Annotated in this window: 28 protein-coding genes and 1 pseudogene; 15 read left to right on the forward strand and 14 right to left on the reverse strand. The window is 65.4% G+C overall.

Annotated elements, in window-relative coordinates; translation table 11 throughout:
- The first annotated feature begins 34 nt into the window (after positions 1–34).
- The 3 genes and pseudogenes from cynS to tet form a co-directional block, all read left to right on the forward strand.
- Positions 35–505, forward strand: a complete 471-nt coding sequence (gene cynS, locus AC07WS_RS01875; protein ID WP_494727451.1) for a cyanase — start codon at positions 35–37, stop codon at positions 503–505.
- 97 nt (positions 506–602) lie between these two features.
- Positions 603–1,763 carry an MFS transporter gene (locus AC07WS_RS01880; RefSeq protein WP_494727452.1) on the forward strand — a complete coding sequence of 387 codons (1,161 nt, stop codon included), beginning with the start codon at positions 603–605 and terminating at the stop codon, positions 1,761–1,763.
- 50 nt (positions 1,764–1,813) lie between these two features.
- Positions 1,814–3,013: pseudogene (gene tet / locus AC07WS_RS01885) on the forward strand (Tet(A)/Tet(B)/Tet(C) family tetracycline efflux MFS transporter); the annotation flags it as partial.
- Between the two features lie 154 nt (positions 3,014–3,167).
- On the opposite strand, the gene AC07WS_RS01890 reads toward tet, so the two are convergent.
- From AC07WS_RS01890 to AC07WS_RS01905, 4 genes are all read right to left on the reverse strand, one after another.
- Entirely contained in the window at positions 3,168–3,722 is a 555-nt protein-coding gene (locus AC07WS_RS01890) for a hypothetical protein (protein WP_494727453.1), read from the reverse strand.
- Positions 3,723–4,076: 354 nt separating this feature from the next.
- The gene (gene rsgA, locus AC07WS_RS01895; RefSeq protein WP_494727454.1) at positions 4,077–5,129 is read right to left on the reverse strand and encodes a ribosome small subunit-dependent GTPase A; all 1,053 of its coding nucleotides are present in this window, start codon (positions 5,127–5,129) and stop codon (positions 4,077–4,079) included.
- A gap of 209 nt (positions 5,130–5,338) precedes the next feature.
- Entirely contained in the window at positions 5,339–6,187 is an 849-nt protein-coding gene (locus tag AC07WS_RS01900; protein ID WP_494727455.1) for a PhzF family phenazine biosynthesis protein, read from the reverse strand.
- Positions 6,184–6,993: an AraC family transcriptional regulator gene (locus tag AC07WS_RS01905; RefSeq protein WP_494727456.1), complete on the reverse strand. Its 810-nt coding sequence runs from the start codon at positions 6,991–6,993 to the stop codon at positions 6,184–6,186. Before AC07WS_RS01905 ends, AC07WS_RS01900 begins: the two co-directional genes overlap by 4 nt.
- A gap of 81 nt (positions 6,994–7,074) precedes the next feature.
- On the opposite strand from AC07WS_RS01905, the gene AC07WS_RS01910 reads away from it, so the two are divergent.
- The 3 genes from AC07WS_RS01910 to AC07WS_RS01920 all read left to right on the forward strand — a co-directional run bounded on the left by AC07WS_RS01910 (position 7,075) and on the right by AC07WS_RS01920 (position 8,889).
- Positions 7,075–7,704: a glutathione S-transferase family protein gene (locus AC07WS_RS01910; protein ID WP_494727457.1), complete on the forward strand. Its 630-nt coding sequence runs from the start codon at positions 7,075–7,077 to the stop codon at positions 7,702–7,704.
- A gap of 130 nt (positions 7,705–7,834) precedes the next feature.
- Positions 7,835–8,290, forward strand: a complete 456-nt coding sequence (locus tag AC07WS_RS01915; RefSeq protein ID WP_494727458.1) for a hypothetical protein — start codon at positions 7,835–7,837, stop codon at positions 8,288–8,290.
- Positions 8,291–8,424: 134 nt separating this feature from the next.
- Complete coding sequence (locus AC07WS_RS01920) at positions 8,425–8,889, forward strand: hypothetical protein (protein WP_494727459.1); 465 nt, start codon at positions 8,425–8,427, stop codon at positions 8,887–8,889.
- Here the strand turns inward: AC07WS_RS01920 and speD are convergent.
- The 5 genes from speD to AC07WS_RS01945 all read right to left on the reverse strand — a co-directional run bounded on the left by speD (position 8,882) and on the right by AC07WS_RS01945 (position 12,372).
- Positions 8,882–9,274 carry an adenosylmethionine decarboxylase gene (speD, locus tag AC07WS_RS01925; RefSeq protein ID WP_494727460.1) on the reverse strand — a complete coding sequence of 131 codons (393 nt, stop codon included), beginning with the start codon at positions 9,272–9,274 and terminating at the stop codon, positions 8,882–8,884. The two genes, AC07WS_RS01920 and speD, sit on opposite strands and share 8 nt — an antisense overlap.
- Positions 9,271–9,453: a hypothetical protein gene (locus AC07WS_RS01930; protein ID WP_494727461.1), complete on the reverse strand. Its 183-nt coding sequence runs from the start codon at positions 9,451–9,453 to the stop codon at positions 9,271–9,273. The genes speD and AC07WS_RS01930 overlap by 4 nt, the downstream gene beginning before the upstream one ends.
- The gene (locus tag AC07WS_RS01935) at positions 9,450–10,865 is read right to left on the reverse strand and encodes a DUF4178 domain-containing protein (RefSeq protein ID WP_494727462.1); all 1,416 of its coding nucleotides are present in this window, start codon (positions 10,863–10,865) and stop codon (positions 9,450–9,452) included. The genes AC07WS_RS01930 and AC07WS_RS01935 overlap by 4 nt, the downstream gene beginning before the upstream one ends.
- A 62-nt stretch (positions 10,866–10,927) precedes the next feature.
- Positions 10,928–11,965, reverse strand: coding sequence for an SPFH domain-containing protein (locus AC07WS_RS01940; protein WP_494727463.1), 1,038 nt, complete (start codon positions 11,963–11,965; stop codon positions 10,928–10,930).
- A gap of 20 nt (positions 11,966–11,985) precedes the next feature.
- Complete coding sequence (locus AC07WS_RS01945) at positions 11,986–12,372, reverse strand: DUF350 domain-containing protein (RefSeq protein WP_494727464.1); 387 nt, start codon at positions 12,370–12,372, stop codon at positions 11,986–11,988.
- A 65-nt stretch (positions 12,373–12,437) separates the two neighbouring features.
- On the opposite strand from AC07WS_RS01945, the gene AC07WS_RS01950 reads away from it, so the two are divergent.
- The 4 genes from AC07WS_RS01950 to gabD are packed head-to-tail and all read left to right on the forward strand — an operon-like array spanning position 12,438 to position 17,881.
- Entirely contained in the window at positions 12,438–13,949 is a 1,512-nt protein-coding gene (locus tag AC07WS_RS01950) for a polyamine aminopropyltransferase (protein WP_494727465.1), read from the forward strand.
- The gene (locus AC07WS_RS01955) at positions 13,949–15,559 is read left to right on the forward strand and encodes an NAD(P)-binding protein (RefSeq protein WP_494727466.1); all 1,611 of its coding nucleotides are present in this window, start codon (positions 13,949–13,951) and stop codon (positions 15,557–15,559) included. The genes AC07WS_RS01950 and AC07WS_RS01955 overlap by 1 nt, the downstream gene beginning before the upstream one ends.
- A gap of 12 nt (positions 15,560–15,571) precedes the next feature.
- The gene (locus AC07WS_RS01960) at positions 15,572–16,414 is read left to right on the forward strand and encodes a PPK2 family polyphosphate kinase (RefSeq protein WP_494727467.1); all 843 of its coding nucleotides are present in this window, start codon (positions 15,572–15,574) and stop codon (positions 16,412–16,414) included.
- Between the two features lie 12 nt (positions 16,415–16,426).
- Positions 16,427–17,881 (forward strand): NADP-dependent succinate-semialdehyde dehydrogenase, encoded by a 1,455-nt coding sequence (gene gabD / locus AC07WS_RS01965; protein ID WP_494727468.1) that lies wholly within the window; start codon positions 16,427–16,429, stop codon positions 17,879–17,881.
- On the opposite strand, the gene AC07WS_RS01970 is transcribed toward gabD, so the two are convergent.
- Entirely contained in the window at positions 17,878–18,927 is a 1,050-nt protein-coding gene (locus AC07WS_RS01970; RefSeq protein WP_494727469.1) for an extracellular catalytic domain type 2 short-chain-length polyhydroxyalkanoate depolymerase, read from the reverse strand. The two genes, gabD and AC07WS_RS01970, sit on opposite strands and share 4 nt — an antisense overlap.
- Before the next feature lie 164 nt (positions 18,928–19,091).
- On the opposite strand from AC07WS_RS01970, the gene AC07WS_RS01975 reads away from it, so the two are divergent.
- A complete protein-coding gene (locus tag AC07WS_RS01975; RefSeq protein ID WP_494727470.1) occupies positions 19,092–19,694 on the forward strand; it encodes a glutathione peroxidase in 603 nt (200 codons plus the stop codon).
- A gap of 5 nt (positions 19,695–19,699) precedes the next feature.
- On the opposite strand, the gene AC07WS_RS01980 is transcribed toward AC07WS_RS01975, so the two are convergent.
- Positions 19,700–20,473, reverse strand: coding sequence for a substrate-binding periplasmic protein (locus AC07WS_RS01980; RefSeq protein ID WP_494727471.1), 774 nt, complete (start codon positions 20,471–20,473; stop codon positions 19,700–19,702).
- 138 nt (positions 20,474–20,611) lie between these two features.
- On the opposite strand from AC07WS_RS01980, the gene AC07WS_RS01985 reads away from it, so the two are divergent.
- The 4 genes from AC07WS_RS01985 (at position 20,612) to AC07WS_RS02000 (ending at position 22,186) form a co-directional block, all read left to right on the forward strand.
- Positions 20,612–20,905, forward strand: coding sequence for a hypothetical protein (locus AC07WS_RS01985; protein WP_494727472.1), 294 nt, complete (start codon positions 20,612–20,614; stop codon positions 20,903–20,905).
- Positions 20,906–20,991: 86 nt separating this feature from the next.
- The gene (locus AC07WS_RS01990; protein WP_494727473.1) at positions 20,992–21,246 is read left to right on the forward strand and encodes a hypothetical protein; all 255 of its coding nucleotides are present in this window, start codon (positions 20,992–20,994) and stop codon (positions 21,244–21,246) included.
- 119 nt (positions 21,247–21,365) lie between these two features.
- On the forward strand, positions 21,366–21,725 hold the full coding sequence (locus AC07WS_RS01995; protein ID WP_494727474.1) for a DUF1428 domain-containing protein: 360 nt from the start codon (positions 21,366–21,368) through the stop codon (positions 21,723–21,725).
- The gene (locus AC07WS_RS02000; protein WP_494727475.1) at positions 21,725–22,186 is read left to right on the forward strand and encodes a GNAT family N-acetyltransferase; all 462 of its coding nucleotides are present in this window, start codon (positions 21,725–21,727) and stop codon (positions 22,184–22,186) included. Before AC07WS_RS01995 ends, AC07WS_RS02000 begins: the two co-directional genes overlap by 1 nt.
- Here the strand turns inward: AC07WS_RS02000 and pabB are convergent.
- The 3 genes from pabB to AC07WS_RS02015 are packed head-to-tail and all read right to left on the reverse strand — an operon-like array spanning position 22,183 to position 25,393.
- Positions 22,183–24,036, reverse strand: coding sequence for an aminodeoxychorismate synthase component I (gene pabB, locus AC07WS_RS02005; RefSeq protein WP_494727476.1), 1,854 nt, complete (start codon positions 24,034–24,036; stop codon positions 22,183–22,185). The two genes, AC07WS_RS02000 and pabB, sit on opposite strands and share 4 nt — an antisense overlap.
- A gap of 7 nt (positions 24,037–24,043) precedes the next feature.
- The gene (gene slmA, locus AC07WS_RS02010) at positions 24,044–24,619 is read right to left on the reverse strand and encodes a nucleoid occlusion factor SlmA (RefSeq protein ID WP_494727477.1); all 576 of its coding nucleotides are present in this window, start codon (positions 24,617–24,619) and stop codon (positions 24,044–24,046) included.
- 45 nt (positions 24,620–24,664) lie between these two features.
- On the reverse strand, positions 24,665–25,393 hold the full coding sequence (locus tag AC07WS_RS02015; protein WP_494727478.1) for an HAD-IA family hydrolase: 729 nt from the start codon (positions 25,391–25,393) through the stop codon (positions 24,665–24,667).
- Between the last annotated feature and the right edge of the window lie 15 nt (positions 25,394–25,408).

The raw sequence follows: 25,408 nt of genomic DNA on the forward strand, positions 1-25,408 counted from the left end.
CCATCCACCCACCCCGTTGATAAAGGAAATCACCATGCAACAGTCGAACGTATTTCAAGATCCCCGCCTCGAAGTCACCTATCGCGTGCTGGCCGCCAAGGCGCTGAAAGACCTGTCCTGGAAAGAGATCGCCGCCGGCAGCGGACTGAGCGTCCCTTACGTGACCGCCGCGCTGCTGGGCCAGCACACGCTGAGCAAGGACGCGGCCGAGCTGGTGTGCCAACGCCTGGGCCTGGACCAGGCCGACGCCGCGCAGCTGCAAGCCATCCCCCTGCGCGGCAGCATCCCCGGCGGCATACCCACTGATCCGACGATCTATCGTTTCTACGAAATGGTGCAGATCTATGGCACGACCCTGAAGGCGCTGGTGCACGAAGAGCTCGGCGACGGCATCATCAGCGCGATCAACTTCAAGCTGGACTTCAAGACCGAGGACGATCCGGAAGGCGGCAAGCGCGCCGTGATCACCCTGAACGGCAAGTTCCTGCCGAACAAGCCTTACTGATGCAAGCCCGGCCCACGCCAGCGCAGGCGTGGGCCACCTCTCCGAAAGGCGCCCGCCCGTGGCCAGCACCCCATCCCACCAGCTCGGCACAGGCCTCATGGTTCTGATGTCCGCGGCCACCGGCGTCGCCGTGGCCAGCAACTATTACGCGCAGCCGCTGCTGCACACCATCGCCGCCCAACTGGGCATCTCCAACGCCAGCGCCGGATGCATCGTCACCGCCGCCCAGCTCGGCTATGCCCTGGGCCTGATGCTGCTGGTGCCGCTGGCCGACCTGTTCGAACGCAAGCGGCTCGTGGTCGTCATGGCGCTGTTGTCCGCGGCAGGGTTGGTGCTGACGGCGCTCGCCAACAGCCTGGCGCTGGTGCTGGCCGGCACGCTGGTCACCGGCCTGTTTTCGGTGCTGGCGCAAATCCTGGTGCCGTTCGCGGCGACGCTGGCCGCGCCGGAGGAGCGCGGCCGGATCGTCGGCAATGTGATGAGCGGCCTGCTGCTCGGCATTCTGCTGGCGCGAACCGTCGCCGGTTATTTGTCTGCCGCCGCCGGCTGGCAGGCGGTGTACTGGTTCGGCGCCGCCATGATGGTCGCGACGGCGTTCGCGCTCGGCCGGGCGCTGCCCCGGCATCGCCAGTCGGCGAGGCTGAGCTATCCGCGCCTGCTGGCGTCGACGCTGACCCTGTTCGTGGAAGAGCCGGTGCTGCGCATCCGCGCCTTCCTGGGCGCGGTGGTGTTCTGCGTCTTCAGCGTGCTGTGGACTTCGCTGTCCTTTCTGCTGGCGGCCGAACCCTTCCATTACGACGACGGCACGATCGGCCTGTTCGGGCTGGTGGGAGCGGCGGGCGCGCTGGCTGCCTCCCCGGTGGGACGCTGGGCCGATCGCGGCAAGGCCGGCCTGGTCACCAGCGTCGGACTGGGCCTGCTGCTGCTGTCGTGGCTGCCGTTGGCCGCCGCCAGCACGTCCGTCGCCGCACTCTTGCTTGGCATCCTGGTGCTCGACCTGATGGCGCAGGCGATCCACGTGATGAACCTCAGCGTCATCAACCAGCTGCGTCCGGACGCCGGAAGCCGCCTCACGGCCTGCTACATGAGCTGCTATTTCATCGGCGGCGCCTGCGGCTCGATGCTGTCCACCTACGTCTACGCCCGCGCCGGATGGAGCGGCGTGTCGCTGGCCGGCGCCGCGTTGAGCGCCGTTGCGCTGGCCGCCTGGCGCGTTCAACCGGCGCCGATCGCGCCCGCAGAGGCAAGCACATTGTGATAGCGGGCACAGCAGCGAGGATTTGATCGTCCTACAATCGACGGCTACTTTCTGAAAAGAGCCAGATGAACCGAGCGCTGCTGACCATACTTGCCACCGTCGTCCTGAGTGCCATCGGCATCGGGCTGACCATGCCCATCATTCCGCAACTGATGCGCGACGTCGGCCACACGTCCGAGCTGGGCTGGCGCTTCGGCGCCTTCACCGGCCTGTACGCGCTGATGCAGTTCATCTTCTCGCCCATCCTCGGCGTGCTGAGCGACCGCATCGGCCGCCGGCCGGTGTTGCTGCTGTCGCTGGCCGGCACCGTGGTCGACTACCTGTTCATGGCGCTGGCGCCGACGCTGGCCTTGCTGTTCGTGGGCCGCGCGATCGCCGGCATCACCGGCGCCAGCATGGCGGTGACGTCGGCCTACATCGCCGACGTGACGCCGGAAGACCAGCGCTCGCGCCGCTACGGCCAGCTGGGCGCCTGTTTCGGCATCGGCTTCATCATCGGCCCGGTGATCGGCGGCCTGCTGGGCGGCTGGTGGGTGAGGGCGCCTTTCCTGGCGGCCGCGGCGATGAACGCCGTCAACCTGGTGCTGACCTTGCTGCTGGTGCGCGAATCGCACACGGCGCGCGCCGGCGAGGCGGCTGCTGCGGAGCGCATGTCCTACAATCCGCTGGCCAATCTGCGCTGGGCGGCCAGCTTCAAATCGTTGCTGCCGTTGATAGGCGCGTCCGGCGTGCTGGTGTTGATCGGCGAAATCGGCGGCACCGTCTGGGTGCTGTACGGCGAGGACAAGTTCGCCTGGGACTCGCTGACCATCGGCATCTCGCTGGCCGGCTTCGGCGCGTTTCACGCGCTGGCGCAGGCGTTCGTGGTGGGGCCGATCGCGGAGCGCTGGGGCGAACGGCGCGCGCTGATGGTGGGCGTCGCGGCCGACAGCAGCGCCTATATCCTGATCGCGCTGGCCAACCAGGGCTGGATGGCGTTCGCGCTGATGCCCTTGTTCTGCCTGGGCGGCATTGGCGCGCCGGCCTTGCAATCGCTGGTGTCGGCCAGCGTGGGCCCGGCGCAGCAGGGAAAACTGCAAGGCGTGCTGGCCAGCACCGCCAGCCTGGCGACGGTGATCGGCCCGGTGGCGATCAGCACGATCTACTTCATGTCGCGCGGCCGCTTCCCCGGCCTGGTGTGGCTGATCGGCGCCGGCCTGTATGTGCTGTGCCTGCCGGTGTTGATGCGCAAGCCCGCTGCAGCGAGTTAGCGTTTCAGCTCAATCAGTGCGCGGGGAGGCGGCGAAACGGCGAGTGCCGGTCGGCACACGGTTCGGCGATTTCCAGCGCCGTAATCGCCGCGCTTTTTGACACCGATGGCGGAACCTGAACACGAAGAAGCTGGGCGAGCCCAAAACATTCGATTCACTCAGTGGGAATTGATGGACAAGCACGTTGAAAATAGCGCTCGGTTTGTGTCCAGTGCCAAGCAGGCGTACTTCCATGCCTTTCAAAATACCACGAAGGCCCTCGTCGAACAAATATGTAGGAATCGGTGTAGCGTGCGTTAGTTGTGATATCCGCCCACTCGATCAAAAACTCTAAGCTATTTTTTTCTGTGCTCTTCCAACAGTAGAGAGTTAAGCCGACATATCGATTTGTTTTATCAAAAGTAGCAATTGGCGGCAAACGTAAGTCATTCCGTGCCTCGCCTAAAACCTGACGTATGGAAGACTCCGATTTGGCCGATGAGGCATTGGTTACATCGATTAAAAAAAAAGTGATGGACGTACTTGCATCCATAATGGCGTCTAGTAGCGGCCGCTCACGTTCGCGAACGTAAAACCGCTGCTTTATGTTCTCAAAGGGAGCCTTCGGTTCATAGATACCTGGTTCGATGGTGGGTTTTTTTTCTACCTGAGCCAAGCTTAAAGGCGAAACGCAAATCGCCAGTACGGCGAAAACGGCGAATAGTTTCATAACTCAGGACATTTCTTAAAATTTGAGGAAACACCGAGTGCGAATATAGCATCGTCATCTTTTGATAACTGTTTTATATTGGTAGGTCCAGTAAGTAATACCTTTCGTAGCGTTGACATCCACTCCGACGTCGCGAGGTTGTGACAGCGGCCATAGCCGTTCACGCTTGGTCACCATACAATTGGCGGCTACTTCATGCAAAGGCCCCATGAATCGCGCACTGCTGGGCGCGGTCGGTATCGGGCTGACCATGCCCATCCTCGGCATTCTGAGCGACCGCATCGGACGCCGGTCAGTACCGCCAGCCTGATGCGCCGTCGGTGGCGTCGTAGCCGACGGCACAGCCAAGCCTTGCTATCGCTTGCCGAACTTGTCCTTCGAGCGGGCGACGGCGGCGCGTTGCATCACTTTCCACTTGGCGACCTCGGCGATGCGGTCCAGCGGCGTTTGCTGGCTGCGGCGCGCTTCGCGCAGCAGCTTGTGGTAGTTCAGCAGACGGTCCTCATCCACTGCGCCGCGCACCGCGCAGCCGGGCTCGCCGGCATGGCGGCAGTCGCGGAACTGGCAGTGCGCCGCCAGCGCGTCGATGTCCTCGAACGCGGCCGTCAGGCTGGCCTCGTCGGCGTCGGGCTGCCAGCTGCGCAGGCCCGGCGTGTCGATGATGCAGGCGCCGCCGGCGCAACGGTGCAGCGAACGCGACGTCGTCGTGTGCCGCCCGCGCCCGTCTCCCTTGCGCACGCCGCCGGTCTGCTGGCCGGCCTGCGTCAGCGTGTTGGTCAGCGTCGACTTGCCGGCGCCCGAGGAGCCCAGCAACACCAGCGTCTGGCCGGCGCCCAGCCACGGCGCCAGCTGCGTCGCGGCATCGTCGCTGAGCGTGTTCACGGCCAGCAGCGGAATGCTGGCGGGCAGGCGCTGGCGCAGCAGCGCCATGCGCTGTTCCACCTCGTCGCCGATGTCGGCCTTGCTCATCACCACCACCGGCTCCACGCCGGCCGTCTTGACGATGGCGAGGTAGCGTTCCAGCCGGCGCGGATTGAAGTCGTGGTCCAGCCCCATCACCAGTAGTGCCGTGTCGACGTTGCTCGCCAGGCTGTGATGCTGGCCGTCGTTGCCGCGCCGGGCGATGTGGGTGGTGGGCGGCAGCAGCGCGCCGAGCCAGCGTTCGTCGTGGGCCAGCGTAGTGCTGAGCACCCAGTCGCCGACCGCCAGCGCGGCGTCGTGCAGCGCCGGCAGCACGCGGGCGCGGAACTCCTCGTGGCCGTCGTGGACGGTGAGCCAGTCGCGCTGGATTTCGGTGATGCGCACCAGCCGGGCGTTGGCCGGGGCGTCGTGCAGCAGGTGGAGCTGGCTGGCGATGGTTTGCGTTAAGCCGATAAGGCGCAGCGATTCAAAATCGATGTCGATCATGGTGTGTGTGTTTCCTGATTCCGGTAAGGCGAGCAATACCCTTCGCGACTGGGCGAATGGGTGGCGAATACGGGAAGTCAGCTGCGCGAGAACGCGCGGATCAACACACTACGGAGGGGAGTCCCGACGTAATCAGGCAGCCGCCAGGAGGGCAGTATCTACTTGGCGCATTTTATGGTCTCCTGTGGGTGGGTTAGGCGCACAGTGTCTCATCGGACGATGGCGCCGTCAATGATGGTGACGCTGTGGCCGCCTATCCATGGCTCGCCGTCGAGGTAGCGGACGGCGACGCGGCCGTCGCGGCCGAGCGCGGTGCCTTGGCGGACGGTGTAGTCCCGGCCGCCGCCCAGCAGACGGGCGATGCAGGCGTTGGCGCTGCCGGTGACCGGGTCTTCGATCATCACGCTGTTCTCCACACACACTGCGCGCACTTCGTAGTCCGCCGGGCCGCCCGACGGATGCGGACCATACGCCGCGACGCCGTTGATGCCGGCGCGTTGCGTCAGCTCGCTCAAGGCGGCGGCGTTGCAGCTCAGCGCCAGGCAGTCGGCCGCCGTGTCGAGCCGAGCGACCAGCCAGCGTATGCCCATGTCGACCACCACCGGCGGCGCGTCCTCGGCCAGCGCGTCGGCGCCCAGCGCCGCGCACAGCAGCGGCGTCAGTCCGGCGTCCAGCGCGGCGTGCGTGGCCGGCGGGGCGCGGAACGCCAGGCTGCCGCCGTCGCCGATGCGCAGCGGTACCAGGCCGACGCCGCATTCCTGCACCAGCAAGCCTGGCGTCCTGGGCCGCAGTCCCGCCTCCAGCAGCGCGTGGGCCGTGCCCAGCGTGGGATGGCCGGCAAACGGAAATTCCTCCGCCGTGGTGAAGATGCGCACCCGGTAATCGGCGGCCGGATCGGTGGCCGGCAGCACGAAGGTGGTTTCGGACAGATTGGTCCAGCGGGCGATGGCTTGCATCTGCTCGCCGCTCAGTCCCTCCGCGTCCAGGATCACCGCCAGCGGATTGCCCATGAACGGTGCGCTGGTGAAAACATCGACCTGCTTGAAACGACGGCTCATCTCTGCTCCTTGCAACTGCGGCGGTAGTCGGCCGGCGGCTTGCCGACCAGTTTTTCGAAATCGGTGGTGAAGTGGGCCTGGTCGTAATAGCCCAGTGCCTGCGCCAGCGCGGCCAGGTCGACATCGCTGCCGTGCGACAGCTGGTCGGCCGCGTCCAGCAGGCGGTTGCGGCGTATCACCCATTTCGGCGTGGCGCCCACGTATTCCTTGAACAGCATCTGCAGGCTGCGCACGCCGATGCCGGTGTGATCGGCCAGCTGCCGCACCTGCGTGATGTCGGGATGCTGCTGCACCGCGTCCAGGATCTGCGCGATGCGCGCGGTCTGCGGATCGGGCGCGGGCAAGGCGCGGCGCAGGATGGCGCTGGCCGCCTCCACCATGCCGGCATCGTCGGCCGCCGCCAGCACGCTGCGTTCGGCCTCGGCGTCGTCGCAATCGAACAGCGACGACAGCGGCAATTCGCGGTTCGTCGCGGACTGTACCGGCTGCTTCAGGAAGCAGCGGAAGGCGCCCGGAAGAAAGCGCACGCCGAGGATGCGGCCGCTGTCCCTGAGCGTGTATTCGAAAGCCCCCGTCATCACGCCGAACACCGCCGTGCGGCCGGCGTCGAACACCAGGTGGATGCAGGGCGAGGGCAGGGTGCGCTGCACATGGACCACGCCCTCCGGCAACTTCCACGCGACCAGCCAGAAGTATTCGACGAACGGCGCCAGGTCCGGCGGCGGCAGGTAGCGTTCCAGGCGGAAGGCTTTCTCCGCAGCGGCGGGATTGACCACGCCTTTGGGCCGGCTCGTCACGGTTTGCATGATGGGGTTCGCGTTTTTACAAGACCGCCATCATAGCAAGAGATATCGTGGCGTCTCTTCACCATCGACAGGAGTAACACCATGGCAACCCAACTGACCTTGTACCACTGCCCGTATTCGCGCTCCACGGGCGTGATGACCTTGCTGGAAGAACTGCACGCGCCCTACGCGCTGCAGGTGATGAACATGAAGCAGGGCGAGAACCGCGCGGCGGCCTACCTGGCCATCAACCCGATGGGCAAGGTGCCGGCGATCCGCCACGGCGACGCCATTGTCACCGAGCAGGTGGCGATCTACCTGTACCTGGCCGACCTGTTCCCGGACGCCAAACTGGCGCCGCCGCCGGGCGATCCGCTGCGCGGGCCCTACCTGCGCTGGATGGCCTTCTACGGCAGCTGCTTCGAGCCGGCCATCGTCGACAAGTGGATGAAGAACACGCCGGCCGACAAGGCGTCCTGCCCCTACGGCGATTTCGACACCATGTTCAACACCTTCGTCGAACAGCTGTCCAAGGGGCCGTACCTGCTGGGCGAACAGTTCAGCGCGGCCGACGTGTTGTGGGCCTCGTCGCTGGGCTGGATGGGCGCCTACGACCTGCTGCCCAAGCTGCCCGTGATCGAGCAGTACGTGGCGCGCGTCACGAGCCGGCCTGCGTTTGCCGCAGCCAATGCCAAGGACGGCGAACTGGCCGCCGCCCAAGCCGCCGCCTAACTGTTGCTTGGTCTCACCATATTTTTCCAGTGTGACATTTTGTTAGTTTTGCAATGGCAATAACCCCGTATTGTGTTGCAACTTTTGTCTCAGGCAAAAGTATAAAAACATAATCCACTAGGGGAAATACATGAAAAGAATACTCGCCTTGCTGGGCGTCGTGGCAGTGACCGGTTGCGCATCGGTGGCTGGCGAAAAGATGCAGCCGGTGTCTGTGACCACGATTTTCGATAACAAGGAAATCGCCGGCTTGGGATGCACGTTGACGAACGATGCCGGAAGCTGGTTCCTGACCAGCCCGGCAAGCGTGACCGTGCATAAGAGCACGGGCGATCTGGCGATTGATTGCAAGAAGGATTCCTACGCCGGCACGGCCACGGCCGTGTCCAAATCGAATGGTGCGGTGTGGGGCAATATCCTGCTGGGCGGCGGCATAGGCTACATCGTCGACCGCAATACCGGAGCAGGTTTCGACTACCCGCCGACCATCGTCGTGACGCTGCGCCAGCTCGACACCGCCGGCATTCCTGCCAATGCACCGCTCAAGCCGGTGTCGGCAAACGAAAGCGCCGTCAAGGCGAACTGACTGAACGAGACGTATAACCTGTAGTTTTTTGTCCGGGACGGCCAGCAATTGGCCGTCCCGTGTTCGTTGCATATTGTTATCTTCTATTTCCTGAGTGATAATTTGATGGACAATAAGTCCACCAGGAAAAATAAATGAAGAAAATACTCGTTTTGGCTGGCGTCTTGGCGATGACAGGCTGCGCGACGGTGGTAGGCGAAAAGATGCAGCCGGTGGCCGTGACTACGATTTTCGACAGCCGGGAAATTGCCGGCCTGGGCTGCACACTGAGCAACGATGCCGGCAGCTGGTTCGTGACCAGTCCGGCAAGCGTGATGGTCCACAAGAGCACGGGTGACCTGGCGGTCGACTGCAAAAAGGACGCTTACGTTGGTAACGCCACGGCAGAGTCCAAGGCGAACGGCGCGGTGTGGGCCAATATCCTTGTGGGTGGGGGCATCGGCTACATCGTCGATCGCAATACCGGCGCCGGCTTCAATTATCCGCCGAGCATCGTCGTGACGGTACACACGGCGTCTCCCGTTACGGCCAACGTACCGGTTGACGACGTGCCGCTGAAATTGATGTCGCCCAGCCAGAGCGCCGCCAGGGTCAACTGATCGCGGGAGGCGCGCGCCGCACGGTGTTGACCTGGCTGGACGCGGGCTGCAAGGCCGTTTCGAGAATGGCGAGCGCCAACCGAGGCTGCGCGCTGCCGCACATGAAGATGTCGGCGGCGGCGAAGCCGCATTCGGGCCAGGTGTGGATCGAGATGTGCGATTCCGCCAGCAGCACCACGCCGGTCACGCCCAATCCCTCCCCGAAGCCGTGGAAGTGACTGAACAGCACGCGCGCATGCGCCGCCTCGGCCGCCGCGCGCAGCAACGCTTCCAGCTCCGCGCAATTGCTCAATTTTTCGGCGGCGATGCCGCCCAGGTCGGCCAGCAGATGCGTGCCGGCCGGTTGGTGCACGGCCGCCGCGTTCGGGAGCGCTTCGCGTTTCACTTGTGGCCTCCGCCGCCGGAACCGCCGCCGTAGCTGCCGCCGCCGCCGCCGGTGTTGGAACTCCAGGTGCTGCCCCGGTAGCTGCTGCCGTAGTTGCTGCCGCCGCTCATCGCGCGCATCCAGCTGCTGCCCGAGGTGACCACGGAAACAATGACCGCGTAGATGAAGAATTTGCTCATGAGTTGTCCTCGTTGTCCATAAACCAGGCGGGCAGGTAGATCGCCGCCGCGCCGAGCAGGCTGAGGAACCAGGTGCCGGAGAAGTTCATCAGCAGCGGTATCGCGTTAATCGCCAACATGAACCAGATGATGTACTTGGCGGTGTCGCGGTAGCGGCGATTGCCGCCCTTGGCCTTAGCCTGCGCACCCACGCGGCCCTTGAACTTGTCGCCGAACCAGGCCTTGAGCTGGTCGGCCGACACCGGCGACGAGCGCGACCACGTCATTTCCTGGTCCGTGCTTTCGGCCGCCAGCCGGATCTGGCAGGCGGCATATTCCTCCACCCGCGTGCGGTCGCCCGCCGCCACCCGCCAGTTGAAGGCGCCGGCGGCGAAGGTCACCACCGAGCCGTAGTCGTACAGGCGGGAAAACTGCGACTTATCCACAGTCACCGTCGGCGCGCCGGGCGCGTACGCCACCGGCCACTCGGCCAGCACGTTCGAACCGGACCAGCCTTCGTCCGTCTCCACCAGCCACGAGAAGCCGGCGCGGGTGCCGTACATCAGGTACTCGTTCCACTGCGTGCCCTCGTCGTCGGCGCGGCGCATCATGCCGATGATGGTGAAGTCCTGGTTGTTGATTTTGGCGGTCGCGCCCAGTTCTATCGTCATCGGCACGGCGGCCACGCGCTCGCCGGCGGCCAGCACCTCGGCCTTCGGGCTGGCGGCGTCGATCTGCGCGTGGCAGGCCGGGCATACCAGCGTGGCCGTCACGCCGGGGATGTACTTGATGCCGCTGCCGCAGGACGGGCAGTCGAGTGCGTCGAGCTTGCCGCGATAGCGTCCGGCCGCGCGCTGGATGGTGTCGTCGTCTCGCAGCAGCTGGCACTTCATGCTCTCGAGCGTGACGGCCAGGCCGGTGTAGACCACCGGGCGCGGCGAATCCGAATAATCGAGCGTGATGAACTCCACGCCGCGCCGGAAGTCGGCTACCCTGGCCTGATAGCCTTCGCCTACCTTGAACGGCAGCTCGCCCTGGCCGCCTATGCAATCGGCGGTGCGGATTTCGGCGGCGGTGTAGGGCGCGCCGTTGATCGGGTAATTGCGGCCGGGCTGCAGCTGCTCGAACGCCGGCAGCGCCGCCGAGGCCTGGGGATCGATCTTGAATTCGGCGGTGACAGTGTACATGCCGGACGAATCGCCCAGCCACGAGGTCACGCCGTCGTCGAACAGCAGATACCACTCGTTCCACATGCCGGCCGAGTAGCGCAGCTGGATGCGGCCGACCACCGTGAACTGGCGCTTGCCCAACACGCCGGCGGTGCCGATCTGGATTGGCGAGTAGTCCTCCAGCACGGACGACATCTTGCCCAGGCCCTTGACCGAGTCGGCGTCCTTGAGCACGCTGGTGCTGCAGTATTCGCAGACAGCCATAACCGAGGCATGCGAGCGGAATTTGACTTCCGCGCCGCAGCTGGGACAGGAAACGATTTGCATTAGCCGAGCAGTTTTTTCAGCAGTTCGGCCTTGGTGCTGTCGTAGTCGGTAGCCGTGATCAAGCCCTTGTCGAGCAGACCCTTAAGTTTTTCCAGCCGCGCCTCGACCGAGTCCTCGGCCGGCGCCGCGGGTGCGGCGGCGGCCGGAGCCGCCTGCGGCGCCAGCGACGCGCCCAGCGCCTGGCCCATCACCTGGCCCAGCTGCACGCCCGCGCCCAGGCCGACGCCGATGCCGGCCATGCCGCCCTCGTTCTGCGCCGCCAGCGGAATCGCGGTGGCCGCCTGGTACTTGGTGAAGCCGGCCATCTTGTCGGCGCTCATGCCGCCCTTCATGCCGGCGGAGATGCGCTCGTCCAGCGCGGCCTGCAGTTCCTCCGGCAGGCTGACGCTGGCGACGTTGAATTCATCGAGGCCGATGCCGTAGCGGCCGAACGCCGTGGCCAGGTCGCCCTTGACCTGCTGCGCCATCAGCGCCTGGTTGGCCGCCATGTCCAGGAACGGCACTTGCGCGCTGCCCAGCGAGCTGGCCATGGTCGCCATCAGGATGCCGCGCAGCTGTTCTTCCACCTCGTCGCGGGTGTAGGCCTCGCGGGTGCCGCTGATCTCCTTGAAGAACAGGCGCGGATCGGCCACGCGGTACGAGTACATGCCGAAGGCGCGCACGCGCACCATGTCGAAGTCCTTGTCGCGGATGGTGATCGGCTGCGGCGTGCCCCATTTGCGGCCGGTCTGCACGCGGGTGCTGAAGTAGTAGACATCCGACTTGAACGGCGAATCGAACAGCTTGTCCCAGTTTTTCAGATTGGTCAGCACCGGCAGGGTTTGCGTGGTCAGCTTGTGGGTGCCGGGGCCGAACACGTCGGCGATCTGGCCCTCGTTGACGAACACCGCCATCTGCGATTCGCGCACCACCAGCACGCCGCCGTTCTGGATCTCCTGGTCCTGCATCGGATAACGCCATGCCAGAACGCCGTCGACTTCCTCGTTCCACTGCAGTACGTCGATAAACTGCTTCTTGATAAAGCTGCCTAAGCCCATGATGGTCCTCGCGAAAAAAATTAGGAAATGCAGGCGCCGTTGATGGCGCCGATGGAAATGGAGATAGCGCCCAGCAAGCCGCCGAAGGCCGCGTTGTTGCCTTCTATCTGGTCCTTCGACATGTTCAGCACGCGGGTGGTGATGGCGTAGGCCAGCATCTGCACCACCATCGCGCCGAGCGCCCAGGCGGAGAACTCGCGGTAATCGGCAGTATGCACCAGCGCCGACGCGATGGTGATGGAAAAACCTATCAAGGCCCCGCCCAGCGATAGCGCGGCGGCGAAATTGCCCTGCCGTATCAGCAGCACCTCGTCGAAAGGCGTCATCCACGTGTAGGCTTTGAAGAAGACCGCCAGCAGCACTGCGGCCAGCAAAAGATGAATCAGGTAGTTTAGGATGGCGGGCACGGCGCACCTTGGGTTAAAGTGGTTAACTTGCTAACGCTCAAACATATTAGTGCAAAAATAGCTAAATGACCAAAAAGATTCTCATCCTGTCCGTCTTCGTCGTCGCATCCTGCGGCCTTGCCTACGAATTAATCGCCGGCGCCCTGTCCAGCTACTTGCTGGGCGACTCGATCCTGCAATTCTCCACCATTATCGGCTGCTACCTGTTCGCCATGGGCGTGGGCGCGCATTTTTCCAAGTATGTCAGGGACGAGGATGTGCTGGCGCGCTTCGTGGACATCGAACTGGCGGTCGGCCTGGTCGGCGGCCTGTCGGCGGCCGTGCTGTTCCTCACCTTCTCGTGGATGGCGGCGCCGTTCCGCACGCTGCTGTACGTGATGGTGTTCCTGATCGGCGCCTTCGTCGGCATGGAGGTGCCGCTGGTGATGCGCGCCCTGAACGAGCGCAGGACCGAATTCAATGAGCTGGTCAGCCGCGTGCTGACCTTCGACTACCTGGGCGCGCTGGCCGTGTCGCTGCTGTTCCCGCTGGTGCTGGCGCCGTATCTGGGACTGGTGCGCACCGGCTTCTTGTTCGGCATGCTCAATGTGGGCGTCGCCCTGTGGACCATCACCGCGTTTCGCACAGAGCTGAAAAACGTCACCGGCCGCATGCTGCGCGCCGCCAGCGTGATGTGCGTGTTGGTGTTCGGCTTCGCCTTCGCCGACAAGATGACCTACTGGGGCGAGCATGGCCTGTTCGGCGACGAGATCGTGTACGCCACCACCACGCCCTATCAGCGGCTGGTGATCACGCGCTGGAAGGACGACCTGCGCCTGTACATCAACGGCAACCTGCAATTCTCCTCGCGCGACGAGTACCGCTATCACGAGGCGCTGGTGCATCCGGTGCTGCAGCCGCTGCCCTGGGCGCGGCGCGTGCTGGTGCTGGGCGGCGGCGACGGCCTGGCGCTGCGCGAGATCCTGCGCTATCCGAACATCCAGCAGGTCACGCTGGTCGACCTCGATCCGGCCATGACCGGCGCCTTCACCAAGCGCGAGGAGCTGGTCAAGCTCAATCACGGCTCCTTTAGCGACAAGCGCGTGCGCGTCATCAACGCGGACGCCGCGATCTGGCTGCAGCATAATGACGACATGTTCGACGCCGTCATCGTCGATTTCCCCGATCCGTCCAGTTTCGCGCTGGGCAAGCTGTATTCGGTGCCGTTCTACGGCATGGTGAAGAAGCACCTGGCCGCCAACGGCCTGATGGTGGTGCAATCGACGTCGCCGTTCTTCGCGCCGCACGCCTATTGGACCATCGATGCCACGCTGCGCGAGGTGGGCCTGAAGACCTATCCGTACCACGCCTATGTGCCGTCGTTCGGCGAATGGGGCTTCATCCTCGCCACGCCGCAGGCGGACTACAAGCCGCCCACCGAATACCGCCTGCCGATGCGCTACCTGAACGCCGACACCACGCGCGAGATGTTCATCTTCCCGCCGGATATGAAGGCGCTGCCGATGGAGCCGAACCGCCTCAACACGCAATCTCTGGTGCACGAGTTCGAGCAGGACTGGCGCCGGGTGATACGCTGATGCTGCGCCGTTCCTTCCTCGTGTGGGCCGGCGCCAGCGGCGTGGTGGCGGCGGGCAGCGTGGCAGGATTTCACCGCTGGCAGGAGATCACGCCAGCGGTGCATTATCCTGGCCGCGCCGAGGGCCACTTCCTGCGCGACCGTCGCGCCTTGCCGCCGCCGTCGCAAGTTATCCACACCGACGTCGCCATCCTCGGCTCCGGCGTGGCTGGCCTGACCGCCGCCTGGAAGCTGAAAAAACTCGGCAAGACCGACGTGCTGATGATCGACGGCCCTCAGCCGCACGGCAACGCCGCCGGCGGCGCCTTCGGCGACCTCGAATATCCGACCGGCGCGCACTACCTGCCGTTGCCGTCGCCGGAATCGGTGCACGTGCGCGAGATCCTGGCCGACCTGGGCATCATCCAGAAGGATGCGATGGCCGAGAAGCCCTACTACGACGAGCGCTACATCCTGCACGGGCCGGAGGAGCGGCTGCTGTTCAACGGCCACTGGCAGGACGGCTTCATCCCCACCGACGGCGTGCCGCAGTGGGAGCGCGACGAACACACGCGTTTCTTCGCCGAGGTAACGCGACTGCGCCAGACGCATGGCGCGGACGGCCGCCGCGTGTTCGTGTTCCCCACCGTGCTGTCGTCGGAAGACCCGCAGTGGCAGGCGCTGGACCGCATCACCCTCAAGCAGTGGCTGGAGCAGAACGGCTACAAGTCGCCGACGCTGCACTGGTACCTGAACTACTGCTGCCGCGACGATTACGGCACGCGCTACGACCAGGTCTCGGCCTGGGCCGGGCTGCACTACTACTGCAGCCGCTGGGGACAGGCCGCCAACGCCGGCAACGGCGCCTGGCTCACCTGGCCGGGAGGCTTGCAGCCGCTGGCTTCCGGCATCGAGCGCGCATCCGGCGTGCAGCGCATGGCCGGCACCGCGGTGTCGCTGAAGACCACGGCGGACGGCGTCGAGGCGCTGTGCTTCAAGCTGGAAAACGGCCAACCGGTCACCTACGTCGTCCGTGCCCGCAAGGCCATCTGCGCGATGCCCACCTACGTGGCTGCGCGAGTGGTGGAGAACATCGCCGCCTACGGCTTCGATCCGGTCAAGCACGTACCGGACTATGCGCCGTGGATGGTGGCGAACTTCCTGCTCAAGCGCTTTCCGGACGAGCGTCCAAGCCAGCCGCTGTCGTGGGACAACGTGGTGTACAGCGAGCCGGGACTGGGCTTCGTCGTCTCCACCCACCAGGACATCCGCGTGCAGCCGCCGGAGAAGACCGTGTTCAGCGCCTACGTCGCGCTGTCCGACCGCAAGCCCGGCGCCGCGCGCCGCTGGATGGAGGCCGCCACGCCGGAAGAGCTGCTGGCGCTGGCCAGCGCCGATCTGAAGGAAGCCTACGGATCGCAGTTCGCCTCCTGCGTCGAGCGGGTCGACATCACGCTGCGCGGCCACGCGATGGCCTCGCCGGGCCCCAACTTCCGCAGCAACGCCGGCATGAAGGCGCTGCGCGAGGCCGATGGCCCCATCCTGTTCGCGCACGCCGACCTGTCGGGCTTCTCGGTCTTCGAGGAAGCCGCGTGGTGGGGCTGCCGTGCCGCCGCACTTGCCGCAAAGTGATAAGCTATTCCGATGACACATAACGCCCGCCAGCGCTTCGGCGCCTCCGCCAAACTGAAACTGCGTGAAAGCGACGCAGACGACGCGGCTTTTTCAAGCCGCTCCGCCAACCCGGAACTGAGCAAGGCCAAGGCCAAGGCGCTGGACCTGAAGCGCACCGCCGCGCTGATCGCCCGCATCGGCGCCCTGCAGGACAAGCTGTATGCGCAGCGCCAGCAGAAGGTGCTGCTGATCCTGCAGGGCATGGACACCGCCGGCAAGGACGGCACGATACGTGTCATGTTCAACGGCATCAGCCCGATGGGCGTGCGCGCGGCGGCCTTCAAGCAGCCGACCGACAACGAACTGGCCCACGATTACCTGTGGCGCGTGCACCAGCAGGTGCCGGTCAAGGGCGAGATCGCGATCTTCAACCGCAGCCACTACGAAGACGTGTTGATCACCAAGGTGCAGGGCATGATAGACGGCGACGAATGCAAGCGCCGCTACGCGCAGATCCGCGATTTCGAACGCATGCTGACGGAGACTGGCACGGTGATCGTCAAGGTGTTCCTGCACATCTCGAAGGAAAAACAGCGCCGGCGCCTGCAGGAGCGGCTGGACGATCCCGACAAGCAGTGGAAATTCAATCCGACCGACGTCGAGCAGCGCAAGAAATGGGACGACTACCAGCGCGCCTATGAACGCGCCATCCGCGAGACCAATATGCCGCACGCCCCGTGGTACGTGGTGCCGGCCAATTCCAAGACGCACCGCAACCTGGTGGTCGCCAGCCTGCTGCTGGAGACTTTGGAAGACATGGACCTGGCCTATCCCGAGCCGCATCCCGACCTGTCCTCGTTCACCGTGGAGTAAAGGAGCTTACCTATGCTGCAACTTAAAGATCCCACCCTGCTGCGCCAGCAGGCCTACATCAACGGCGCGTGGAGCGACGCCGACAACGGCGCCACGCTGGCCGTGACCAATCCCGCCACCGGCGAGCAGCTCGGCACCGTGCCGCTGATGGGCGCAGCCGAAACGCGCCGCGCCATCGCCGCCGCCAAAGCCGCCTGGCCGGCCTGGCGCAAGAAGAGCGCCAAGGAGCGCGCCGCCATCCTGCGCAAGTGGAATGACCTGATCCTGGCAAACACCGAAGACCTGGCCCAGCTGATGACCGCCGAACAGGGCAAGCCGCTGGCCGAGTCGCGCGGCGAGGTGGCGTATGGCGCCTCCTTCATCGAGTGGTTCGGCGAGGAAGCCAAGCGCGTGGCCGGCGAGACCCTGGCTTCGCCATGGCCGGATCGCCGTCTGCTGGTGACCAAGGAGCCGATCGGCGTGTGCGCCGCCATCACGCCGTGGAACTTCCCGATCGCGATGATCACCCGCAAGGCCGGCCCGGCGCTGGCCGCCGGCTGCCCGATGGTGCTCAAGCCCGCCGAATCGACGCCGTATTGCGCGCTGGCGCTGGCCGTGCTGGCCGAGCGCGCCGGCGTTCCGGCCGGCGTGTTCAGCGTGGTGACGGGCACGCCGAAGGAGATCGGCGCGGAGATGACGTCCAACCCCACCGTGCGCAAGCTGACCTTCACCGGCTCCACGGCGGTGGGCCGCTTGCTGATGGAGCAGTGCGCGCCGACGATCAAGAAGCTGTCGCTGGAGTTGGGCGGCAACGCGCCCTTCATCGTGTTCGACGACGCCGACCTGGACGCGGCGGTGGAGGGCGCGCTGGCCTCCAAGTACCGCAACGCCGGCCAGACCTGCGTCTGCGCCAACCGCATCTACGTGCAGGACGGCGTGTATGACCGCTTCGCCGAAAAGCTGGTGGCCGCCGTGGCCAAGCTCAAGGTCGGCAATGGCGCGGAGGAGGGCGTCACGCAAGGCCCGCTGATCGACGAGAAGGCGGTGCAGAAGGTGGAGCAGCACGTGGCCGACGCGCTGGCCAAGGGCGGCCGCCTGCTGGCCGGCGGCAAGCGCCACGCGCTGGGCCACAGCTTCTTCCAGCCGACCGTGATCGCCGACGTCACCGCCGACATGATCGTCGCCAGCGAGGAAACCTTCGGCCCGCTGGCGCCGCTGTTCCGCTTCACCACCGACGAGGAGGCGGTGGAGCTGGCCAACAGCACCGAGTTCGGGCTGGCCAGCTACTTCTATTCGCGCGACATCGGCCGCATCTGGCGCGTGGCGGAGGGGCTGGAGAGCGGCATGGTCGGCGTCAACAGCGGTTTGATCTCCAACGAGATTGCGCCGTTCGGCGGCGTCAAGCAATCGGGCCTGGGGCGCGAAGGCTCGCACTACGGGCTGGACGACTACCTGGTCGTCAAATACATCTGCATGGGCGGCATCTAGCGCATCCGCACCAGCATGGTGGCCGGCGCCACGCCGGTCAGCCGGTCCACCATGCGCTTGACGGCCGCCATCTGGTTGCCGGACTGTTGGGCATAGCGCGCGTCGTCGTAGGCGAACCAGTCCCAGCAGGCGTTGGGATTGGTGTACGGGTAGATCGCCGACGCCTGCGGATACAGGATCACGAGTTTGTTGCTGTCGGCCCAGGCGTTGTAGCCGGCGTGTTCGACGAAGGTGGTGCCGATGTTGTCCTGGTCCTGCAGGCAGCCGTGGAAGGCCACGTGCAGCCGGCAACCGGCGCCGCTGTTGCCGTCGCAGGCCTTGGGCACGTACAGGTAGCCGGTCTCCGCCATGCCGTGCCAGCCCGGCAGCGGCAGGAATTCCGACTGGTCGAAGGCGATCACGCGGCCGCCCGGCCCGCCGTTGTTGCGGGGCGTGAGCGGGCCGTAGAGCCAGCGCAGCAGCTCGCCCGCCGCGTCGTAGCCGCAGTTGTTGATGTAGGGCGTGCCCAGCGTGGCGCAGCTGTGGCCGTACTTGTCGGTCGGCATCGCGTGCTCGGCCGGCAGGTTGCGGGTGTAGGAGATGCGGTCGGCGTCGACGTAATGGCGATAGTAGAAGTACAGGTCGTTCATCACCGGCTGCGGCACGACCGTATCGGCGCTGCCGGACAACATCCAGATGTGGTGGCCGGCCAGGGCGGCGGGCGGGTCGATGTCGCCGGCACCGGCGAACCAGTCGGTAAACGCGATCAGCTCGTTGATGCGGGTGCCGCCGGGGCGCACGCGGCACGGGAACAGCTCGCTGGTGCAGCTGCAACTGGTGGTGGCGGTGAACACGCTGCCCTGCGAACAGAAGTAGGGCCCGCCGGCAATCACGCCCGCCCCTTGCACCGTCTGCGAGAAGGCCACCTCGAACTGCACCGCCATGTAGGCACCGGACGACAGGCCGGACACGGTGACCTGGGTGGCCGTCATATTGGGCAGCGATACCACTTGCGCCGGGGCGGCGCCGGCCAGTAGCAAACACAGCAGGCAGAGCAGCTTCGTCATGGCATCCTCGCTTCAGGTCAGGCATGCAGTGTGGAGCAGCGGGACGCATTTCGCTTAATTTCGCTCAATCGTGCGCGGGGCGGGAAGGGCTTATCCACAGGCTCGGCAAGCAGGCCGGCCGAGTTTGGCATAAAATGGTTTTTTCCCTTTTCCGGCCGACCATCATGTCCAAGACCTTTGCCCAGTTATGCCTGCTTTCCGCGCTGACCGTGATGGCCAGCGCGTCCGTCTTTGCCCAAGCCCCTGTTGCGGCGCCGGCCGCCGCACCGGCCGCCGCGCCGGCCAGCTGCCCGGCCATCCTCAAGCAGACCTTCAAGCGCCTGCAGGACGAAGCGCCGCAGGACCTGTGCCAGTATTCGGGCAAGGTGATTTTGGTGGTCAACACGGCCAGCTACTGCGGCTTCACCGGCCAGTACGAAGGGCTGGAGGCGATGTACGCCAAGTACGGCGCCAAGGGCCTGGTGATCCTGGGCTTCCCGTCCAACGACTTCGGCCAGCAGGAGCCGGGCAGCAGCAAGGAGATCGCCGATTTCTGCTATAACACCTACGGCGTGAAGTTCCCGATGTTCGCCAAGTCGGTGGTGTCGGGCAAGGAGCCCAATCCGCTGTTCGCCAGCCTGATCAAAATCACCGGCAAGGCGCCGGCCTGGAACTTCCACAAATACCTGATCGACCGCAACGGCAAGGTGGTGGAGAACTTCGGCAGCAAGGTCACGCCGACGGACAAGCAGCTGGTCGGCGCGGTGGAAAAAGCGCTGGCGATGTAAGCCGGCTAGTCCAGCTTGTAGCGCTTCTGCAGGGCTTTCAGTTCGCCGGAGGCTTCCAGCTTGCGTACGCCGTCGGCCAGCGCGCGGACCCAGGTCTCGGCCCGGATATCCTGCGTGGCGAAGCCGATGGTCAGCGGCAGCTCGTTGTCGAGGCAGCCCGCCTGACGGATGCGGCCGGCCACATCAAGCCGCTTGCCCAGTTGCGCCATGACGGCGGCATGCTCCAATATCACGCGATAGCGTCCGCCCAGCAGCTTCTGCACATTGGTGGTGCCGGCCGACGCGCCGAAGGCCAGCGCGATGAGGGCGGGCTGGTGCCGGTTTTCCGCGATGTAGGCGTCCATCGGCCCGTCGTCGTAGCCGTAGTCGTCGATCACGCCCACCACCTGCATCTTGAGTGAATTCATGGAATGAAAACTCCAGTCGTCGCCGGCCCGCGTGTAGAAGCAGGCCCGCGACTGCGCCACGGGCGCGCTCAGGTGCAGGCGCCGGTCGATCGGCGGGGCGTAGACGCCTTCGATATCGCCATGCACGGTCTGGGTGATGGCGCGGTTGAGCGGCATGAGCACCGGTTCCACCCGATAGCCTTCCGCCGCCATCGCCATCGAGGCCAGTTCCACCAGATAGCCGCCGGGCGGCTTGCCGTCGAGCGCGCACACATAGGGGCACCAGTCGTCCGAGCCCAGGCGGATCAGCGGGCCGGCCTGCGCCGTGCCCGCCGAGGCCAGCAGGCAGGCGAGCAGCGCGGCGGCGAACATCCGGCCTACGGTGATGGTCATGGGGCACTCCAACGGCATCAGGCGTTCCAGTATAGCGAAATGCGCCGGCGAGGGAAGCAGCGCTGAACTTCCGGCTATGGCGGAGGTCTACCAGTGATGGCTGCTTCGGCGGCTCAACCGGCAGAGCAGGAGGACTTCATGGTGCGTATCGCGAACAAGGCGGCAGTCGCGGTCAGCGGCCCGATCGATATCTCGTTTGGCTGCATCGCCATCCGCTCGAACCTGCAGACGGCCCGGCAACTGGTGCGGGCGCGCGGCGAAGGCCGGCGTGCCGCCATCATGCTGGCCGACGCGGGCGCCGACGCGGCCTTCGAACCCGGCACGCCCGTTTTCAGCCTTGATCCGCTCGACCCCGGCCTGGTGATCCGCGAGCTCGACGGCAGGGCGGCCAGGGGCTATTTCAAGGCCGGGAAGTTTGTGGAAGTTTTATAATTGAAGTGGGTTGAACTTTTGCATAGGCTGGCGGTCTACCAGTAATGGCCGCCTCGGCGGCTCAACGGCCAGTGCCGGAGGAAGCTATGGCGCGTAACAGAAAAATGCAGATGATAGTTCCGCTGGTGGCGGATGATGTCGATCTGCGTGACAGCCGTCGTGTAACCAAGGCCTTACCTGAGGCGGTAGGCGCATTGCCTGCGGAGCTGAATCTGCGCTTCAGGAGCGACACCCCGCTGTTTTCCGCCGATCCCTCCGATCCGACGATCGTCATTCGCAAGCTCAGGCGAAAAACCTCTCGCGGCCGCTTTGTTGGCGGTAAGTTTGTCGAGATAAAGTGAGCATGTTGTGCGCGTGGTTCTCACCTGCATTCGTTTCGGCCACACGATTTAGGGCGCGCCGCTTGTCATTTCGGCCATATCTGGCTACCCTGAATTTCCAAACTGAGAAGGAGACAGCCATGTCCTATGTAGACGGTTTTGTGATTCCGGTGCCGAAGGAAAAGGTCGACGCATACAAAAAAATGTCGATGGAATGCGGCAAGGTGTGGAAGGAGTACGGCGCGCTCGAATTCCGCGAGTGCATAGGCGACGATGTCCCACCCGGCAAGGTGACGTCCTTCCCCCTCAGCGTCGAACTGGAAGAGGGCGAGGCCGTGGTGTTCTCGTGGATCGTCTACGCCTCGCGCGCCGCGCGCGACGAGATCAACGAAAAAGTGATGAAAGACCCGCGCGTCGCCCACTACATGGACCCGAAGAACATGCCCTTCGACGGCAAGCGCATGATCTGGGGCGGCTTCGAGATGATGATCGACCTGTGATGCTGGAGCGCCGACCCAGCCGGCCCGAGGACGAGGCCTTCCTGCGCAGCGTGTACGCCTCCACCCGCGCCGGCGAAATCAGCTTGTTCGGCTGGCACTCCAGCCAGGCCGAGATATTCCTGCGCATGCAGTTCGACGCGCAGGACCGCCACTACCGCGCGGCCTATCCCGACGCGCGCTTCGATATCGTCGAACTGGATGGCGTGGCGATTGGGCGCTTCTACGTCGCGCGGCGGCCGCTGATGGCCCACGTGATCGACATATCGCTGCTGCCGCCATGGCAGGGGCGGGGCCACGGCACGCAGCTGCTGCGCGGCCTGCAGCAGGACGCCGCCAGCGACGGCGCCGGCATCAGCATGCATGTGGAAGGCAGCAATCCGGCGCAGCGCTTGTATGAGCGCCTGGGATTCCGCGTGACCGGCGACGCCGGCCCGTACAAGATGCTGGAGTGGCGGGCCTAGTTCGCCAACACGGCGCGCATGGCGCCGCGCAGCGCGTTGCAGACCACGATCTCGTCGGCCGCCGCCAGCATCGTGCGCGTGACGACGGCTTCGCTGGCCTGCCACTGCGGATCGTCCAGCATCACGCCGCGCATCACGCCGGGCAGCAGGCCGCTGCTTAATGGAGGCGTGAGCCAGCGGCCGTCCACGCGCACGAAGACGTTGGTGCGGCCGCCTTCTGTCAGCTCGCCGCGTTCGTTGAAGAACAGCGTGTCGAAAGCGCCTTGCGCCTCGGCCTCGCGCCAGGCGGCGTCGTAGCGGCTGCGGACGCTGGTTTTGTGGCGCAGGAACAGGTCGCCCGATTCGGTGGCGTCCGGCGCCAGCAGCACGCGCACCGGCTCCGTCAACGGCGACAGCGGCGCATGCTGCACCGAGAACGCGCCCGCCGCACTCAAGGCCAACCGCAGCCGGTAGTCGATGCCCGCGTCCAGCATGGCGCAGGCGGTGTCGAGGTAGGCGTTGGCCGCCGCCTCGTCCCAGGCGTAGCCGAAGCAGGCCGCCGATGCCGCCAGCCGCTTCAGGTGGCGCCCGCGGTGGCGCACGCCGCCAGCCCGCGAGGCGCGCATGGTTTCGAAAATCTCGAATTCGTTTTTCAGGCCGGTGAGGAAGCGCGCCTTGAGCTGGCATTCGGCGTATTCCTCTTGCGCGTCGCTGTCGAAGACGATGCCGGCGCCCACGCCCATCTCGCCGTGGCGGATGCCGTTCGGGCTCTCCGCCGGTTGCAGCATCAGCGTGCGGATCGGCACCGACATGCAGAAGTCGCCCACCCTGCCGTCGCTGCGCGGATCGAACCAGCCGATGGCGCCAGTGTAGACGCCGCGCGGGTCCGGCTCCAGCTCGCGGATGATCTCCATGGTGCGCCGCTTGGGCGCGCCGGTGATCGAGCCGCACGGGTACAGCGCGTTGAAGATGTCGGCCAGCGTGGCGTCGTCGCGCAGCCGGGCGGTGATGGTGGAGGTCATCTGCAGCACGCTGCTGTAGCGGTGCACCTCGAACAGCGCCGGCACTTGCACGCTGCCGGTCTGCGCGACGCGGGCGATGTCGTTGCGCAGCAGGTCGACGATCATCAGGTTCTCGGCGCGGTTCTTGGGATCGGCGGCCAGCGTGGTGGCGCGCAGGATGTTCTCGGCGGCCTGCGACGGCGGCGCGGCCGGCGCCGTGCCCTTCATCGGCCGCGCTGTGAGCACGCCGTCCTCGTGGCGCACGAACAGCTCGGGCGACAGCGACAGGATGGCGCTGCCGTCCTCCAGCCCCACCAGCGCACCGTAGGGCACCGGCTGGCGTCCGCGCAGGCGGGCGTACAGCGCGTGGATGCTGCCAAAGGCGTCAAAACGCAGCCTGTACGTGTAATTGACCTGGTAGGTGTCGCCGGCCTCGATGTAGTCGTGGATGCGCGCCAGCGCCCCGCTAAAGGCTTCCTGGCCGATGTTGGCACGGATGTTGGCGATGCCGGACGGGCGGTCGATCGGGAAGGAGCGCGCCGCCAGCCAGTCGCCCACTTCGGCCGGCGACAGCAGCGTGCATTGCGAGAACAGCAGGATCCGCGCCAGCGGCGGCGTGCCGGCGCTGGCGGCTGGCGCCTGCGCATCCAGTTGCAGCAGTTCGGCGCCCAGCTCGTAGCTGCATACGGTGACGGCGTATTCGCCGCGCATCAGCGCCGCCTGCATCTGCTCCAGCAGTTGCGGCCACTGGCCGATGTCGTCGCAGTGCAGGGTGGCGGTGTGGCCGGTGTACAGGCGCGAACGCGCTCCCGGCGCTTGCGTGCCTTCCGGGCTGGCGTCATCCAGCAGTGCGAAACATTCAGCGTTCATCTTCAACTTACGAAAGCAGCAGGGCGATTTGCAGAGGCGCGTCCTGCGCAGGGTTGTTCTTGAATCCACTCTTGGCGTAACGGTGCCAGCGGCCGATGACGAAACTCACCAGCATGCCGGCGCGCGCCTGCACGTCCGCCTCGTGCGCCTGGCCCTCGGTGACGGCCAGCCGCAAGGCCTGTTTTAGCGCCAGCTCCACGCGGTCGTAGAACTGGTTCATGCGCAGCTGCAGGCGCTCGTCCTCGTTCACCAGCGCCTCGCCGATCAGCACCCGCGTCATGCCCGGATTCTGGCTGGCGAAGTTGAGCAGCATGCCGACGATGTCGCGCGCCTGCGCCAGGCCGTCGCTCTGGCGTTCGGCGACGCGGTTGATCAGGCCGAACACCGAGGACTCGATGAACTCGATCAGCCCCTCGAACATCTGCGCCTTGCTGGCGAAGTGCCGGTACAGCGCGGCCTCGGAGAACTCCAGCTTGCGCGCCAGCGCGGCGGTGGTGATCTTGTCGCCCTTGGGTTGTTCCAGCATCTCCGCCAGCGCCTGCAGGATTTGCATGCGGCGCTGGCCCGGCGGTGTGCTTGCCATGTGATCTCGCGGATAAGTGAATGGGTATGTCTTTTTGACCTGGCTTCAGCGCAGATGGTGCAGCCGCGCCGGCAAATTCCTGACAGATTTTACTTTGACATCGACATAAGCGGGGCGAATTAACCTTTTTTGCGGATGCGCCAGGCCGACCGCGTCGCCCACCTTCAGGTATTGCGTGACCCAGGCGGTGCGCATGCCCAGCGCGTGGGCGCTGCGCAGGTTGGCCAGCGTGTCCTCGACCAGCACGCAGCGGCCGGGCGTAAGTCCGTGGCGGCGCATCAGTTTGCGCAGCAGCAGCTTGGACGGCTTGGGGCGCATCTGCCGGTGCACCGTCATCGCCTCGACCGAGATGTGGTGGTTGAAGTGGCGCTGCAGTCCCAGGTGGCGCAGCACCTGCGTCGAGTAGCGGTGCGGCGCGTTGGTCAGCAGGATTTTGCGGCCGGGCAGACGGCGCAGCAGCTGGCGCAGTCCGCGTTCGGCGCGGATCATGTCGGTGAGCCGTTCGAAGCGGTGGGTCACGTCGAGAAAGTGCGCGGCCTGCACGCCATGGTGCTTCACCAGTCCCAGCATGGTGGCGCCGTAGCGCTGCCAGTACAGCGTGCGCGCGGCGTTGACCGCGTCCGCGCCGGCGGGCGTGACGCCATCGCCCAGCACATTGGCGATGTAGACGTTCATGTTGGCCATGAGCGCCGGGAAGATCGCGTGCGAGGCGTTGTGCAGCGTGTTATCCAGATCGAATAGCCACACCGGGGAATTGCGGGTAATAATGTTCACTTCAAGTCAGTCATC

Source organism: Duganella sp. GW821-FHT01E12 (assembly GCF_059422325.1).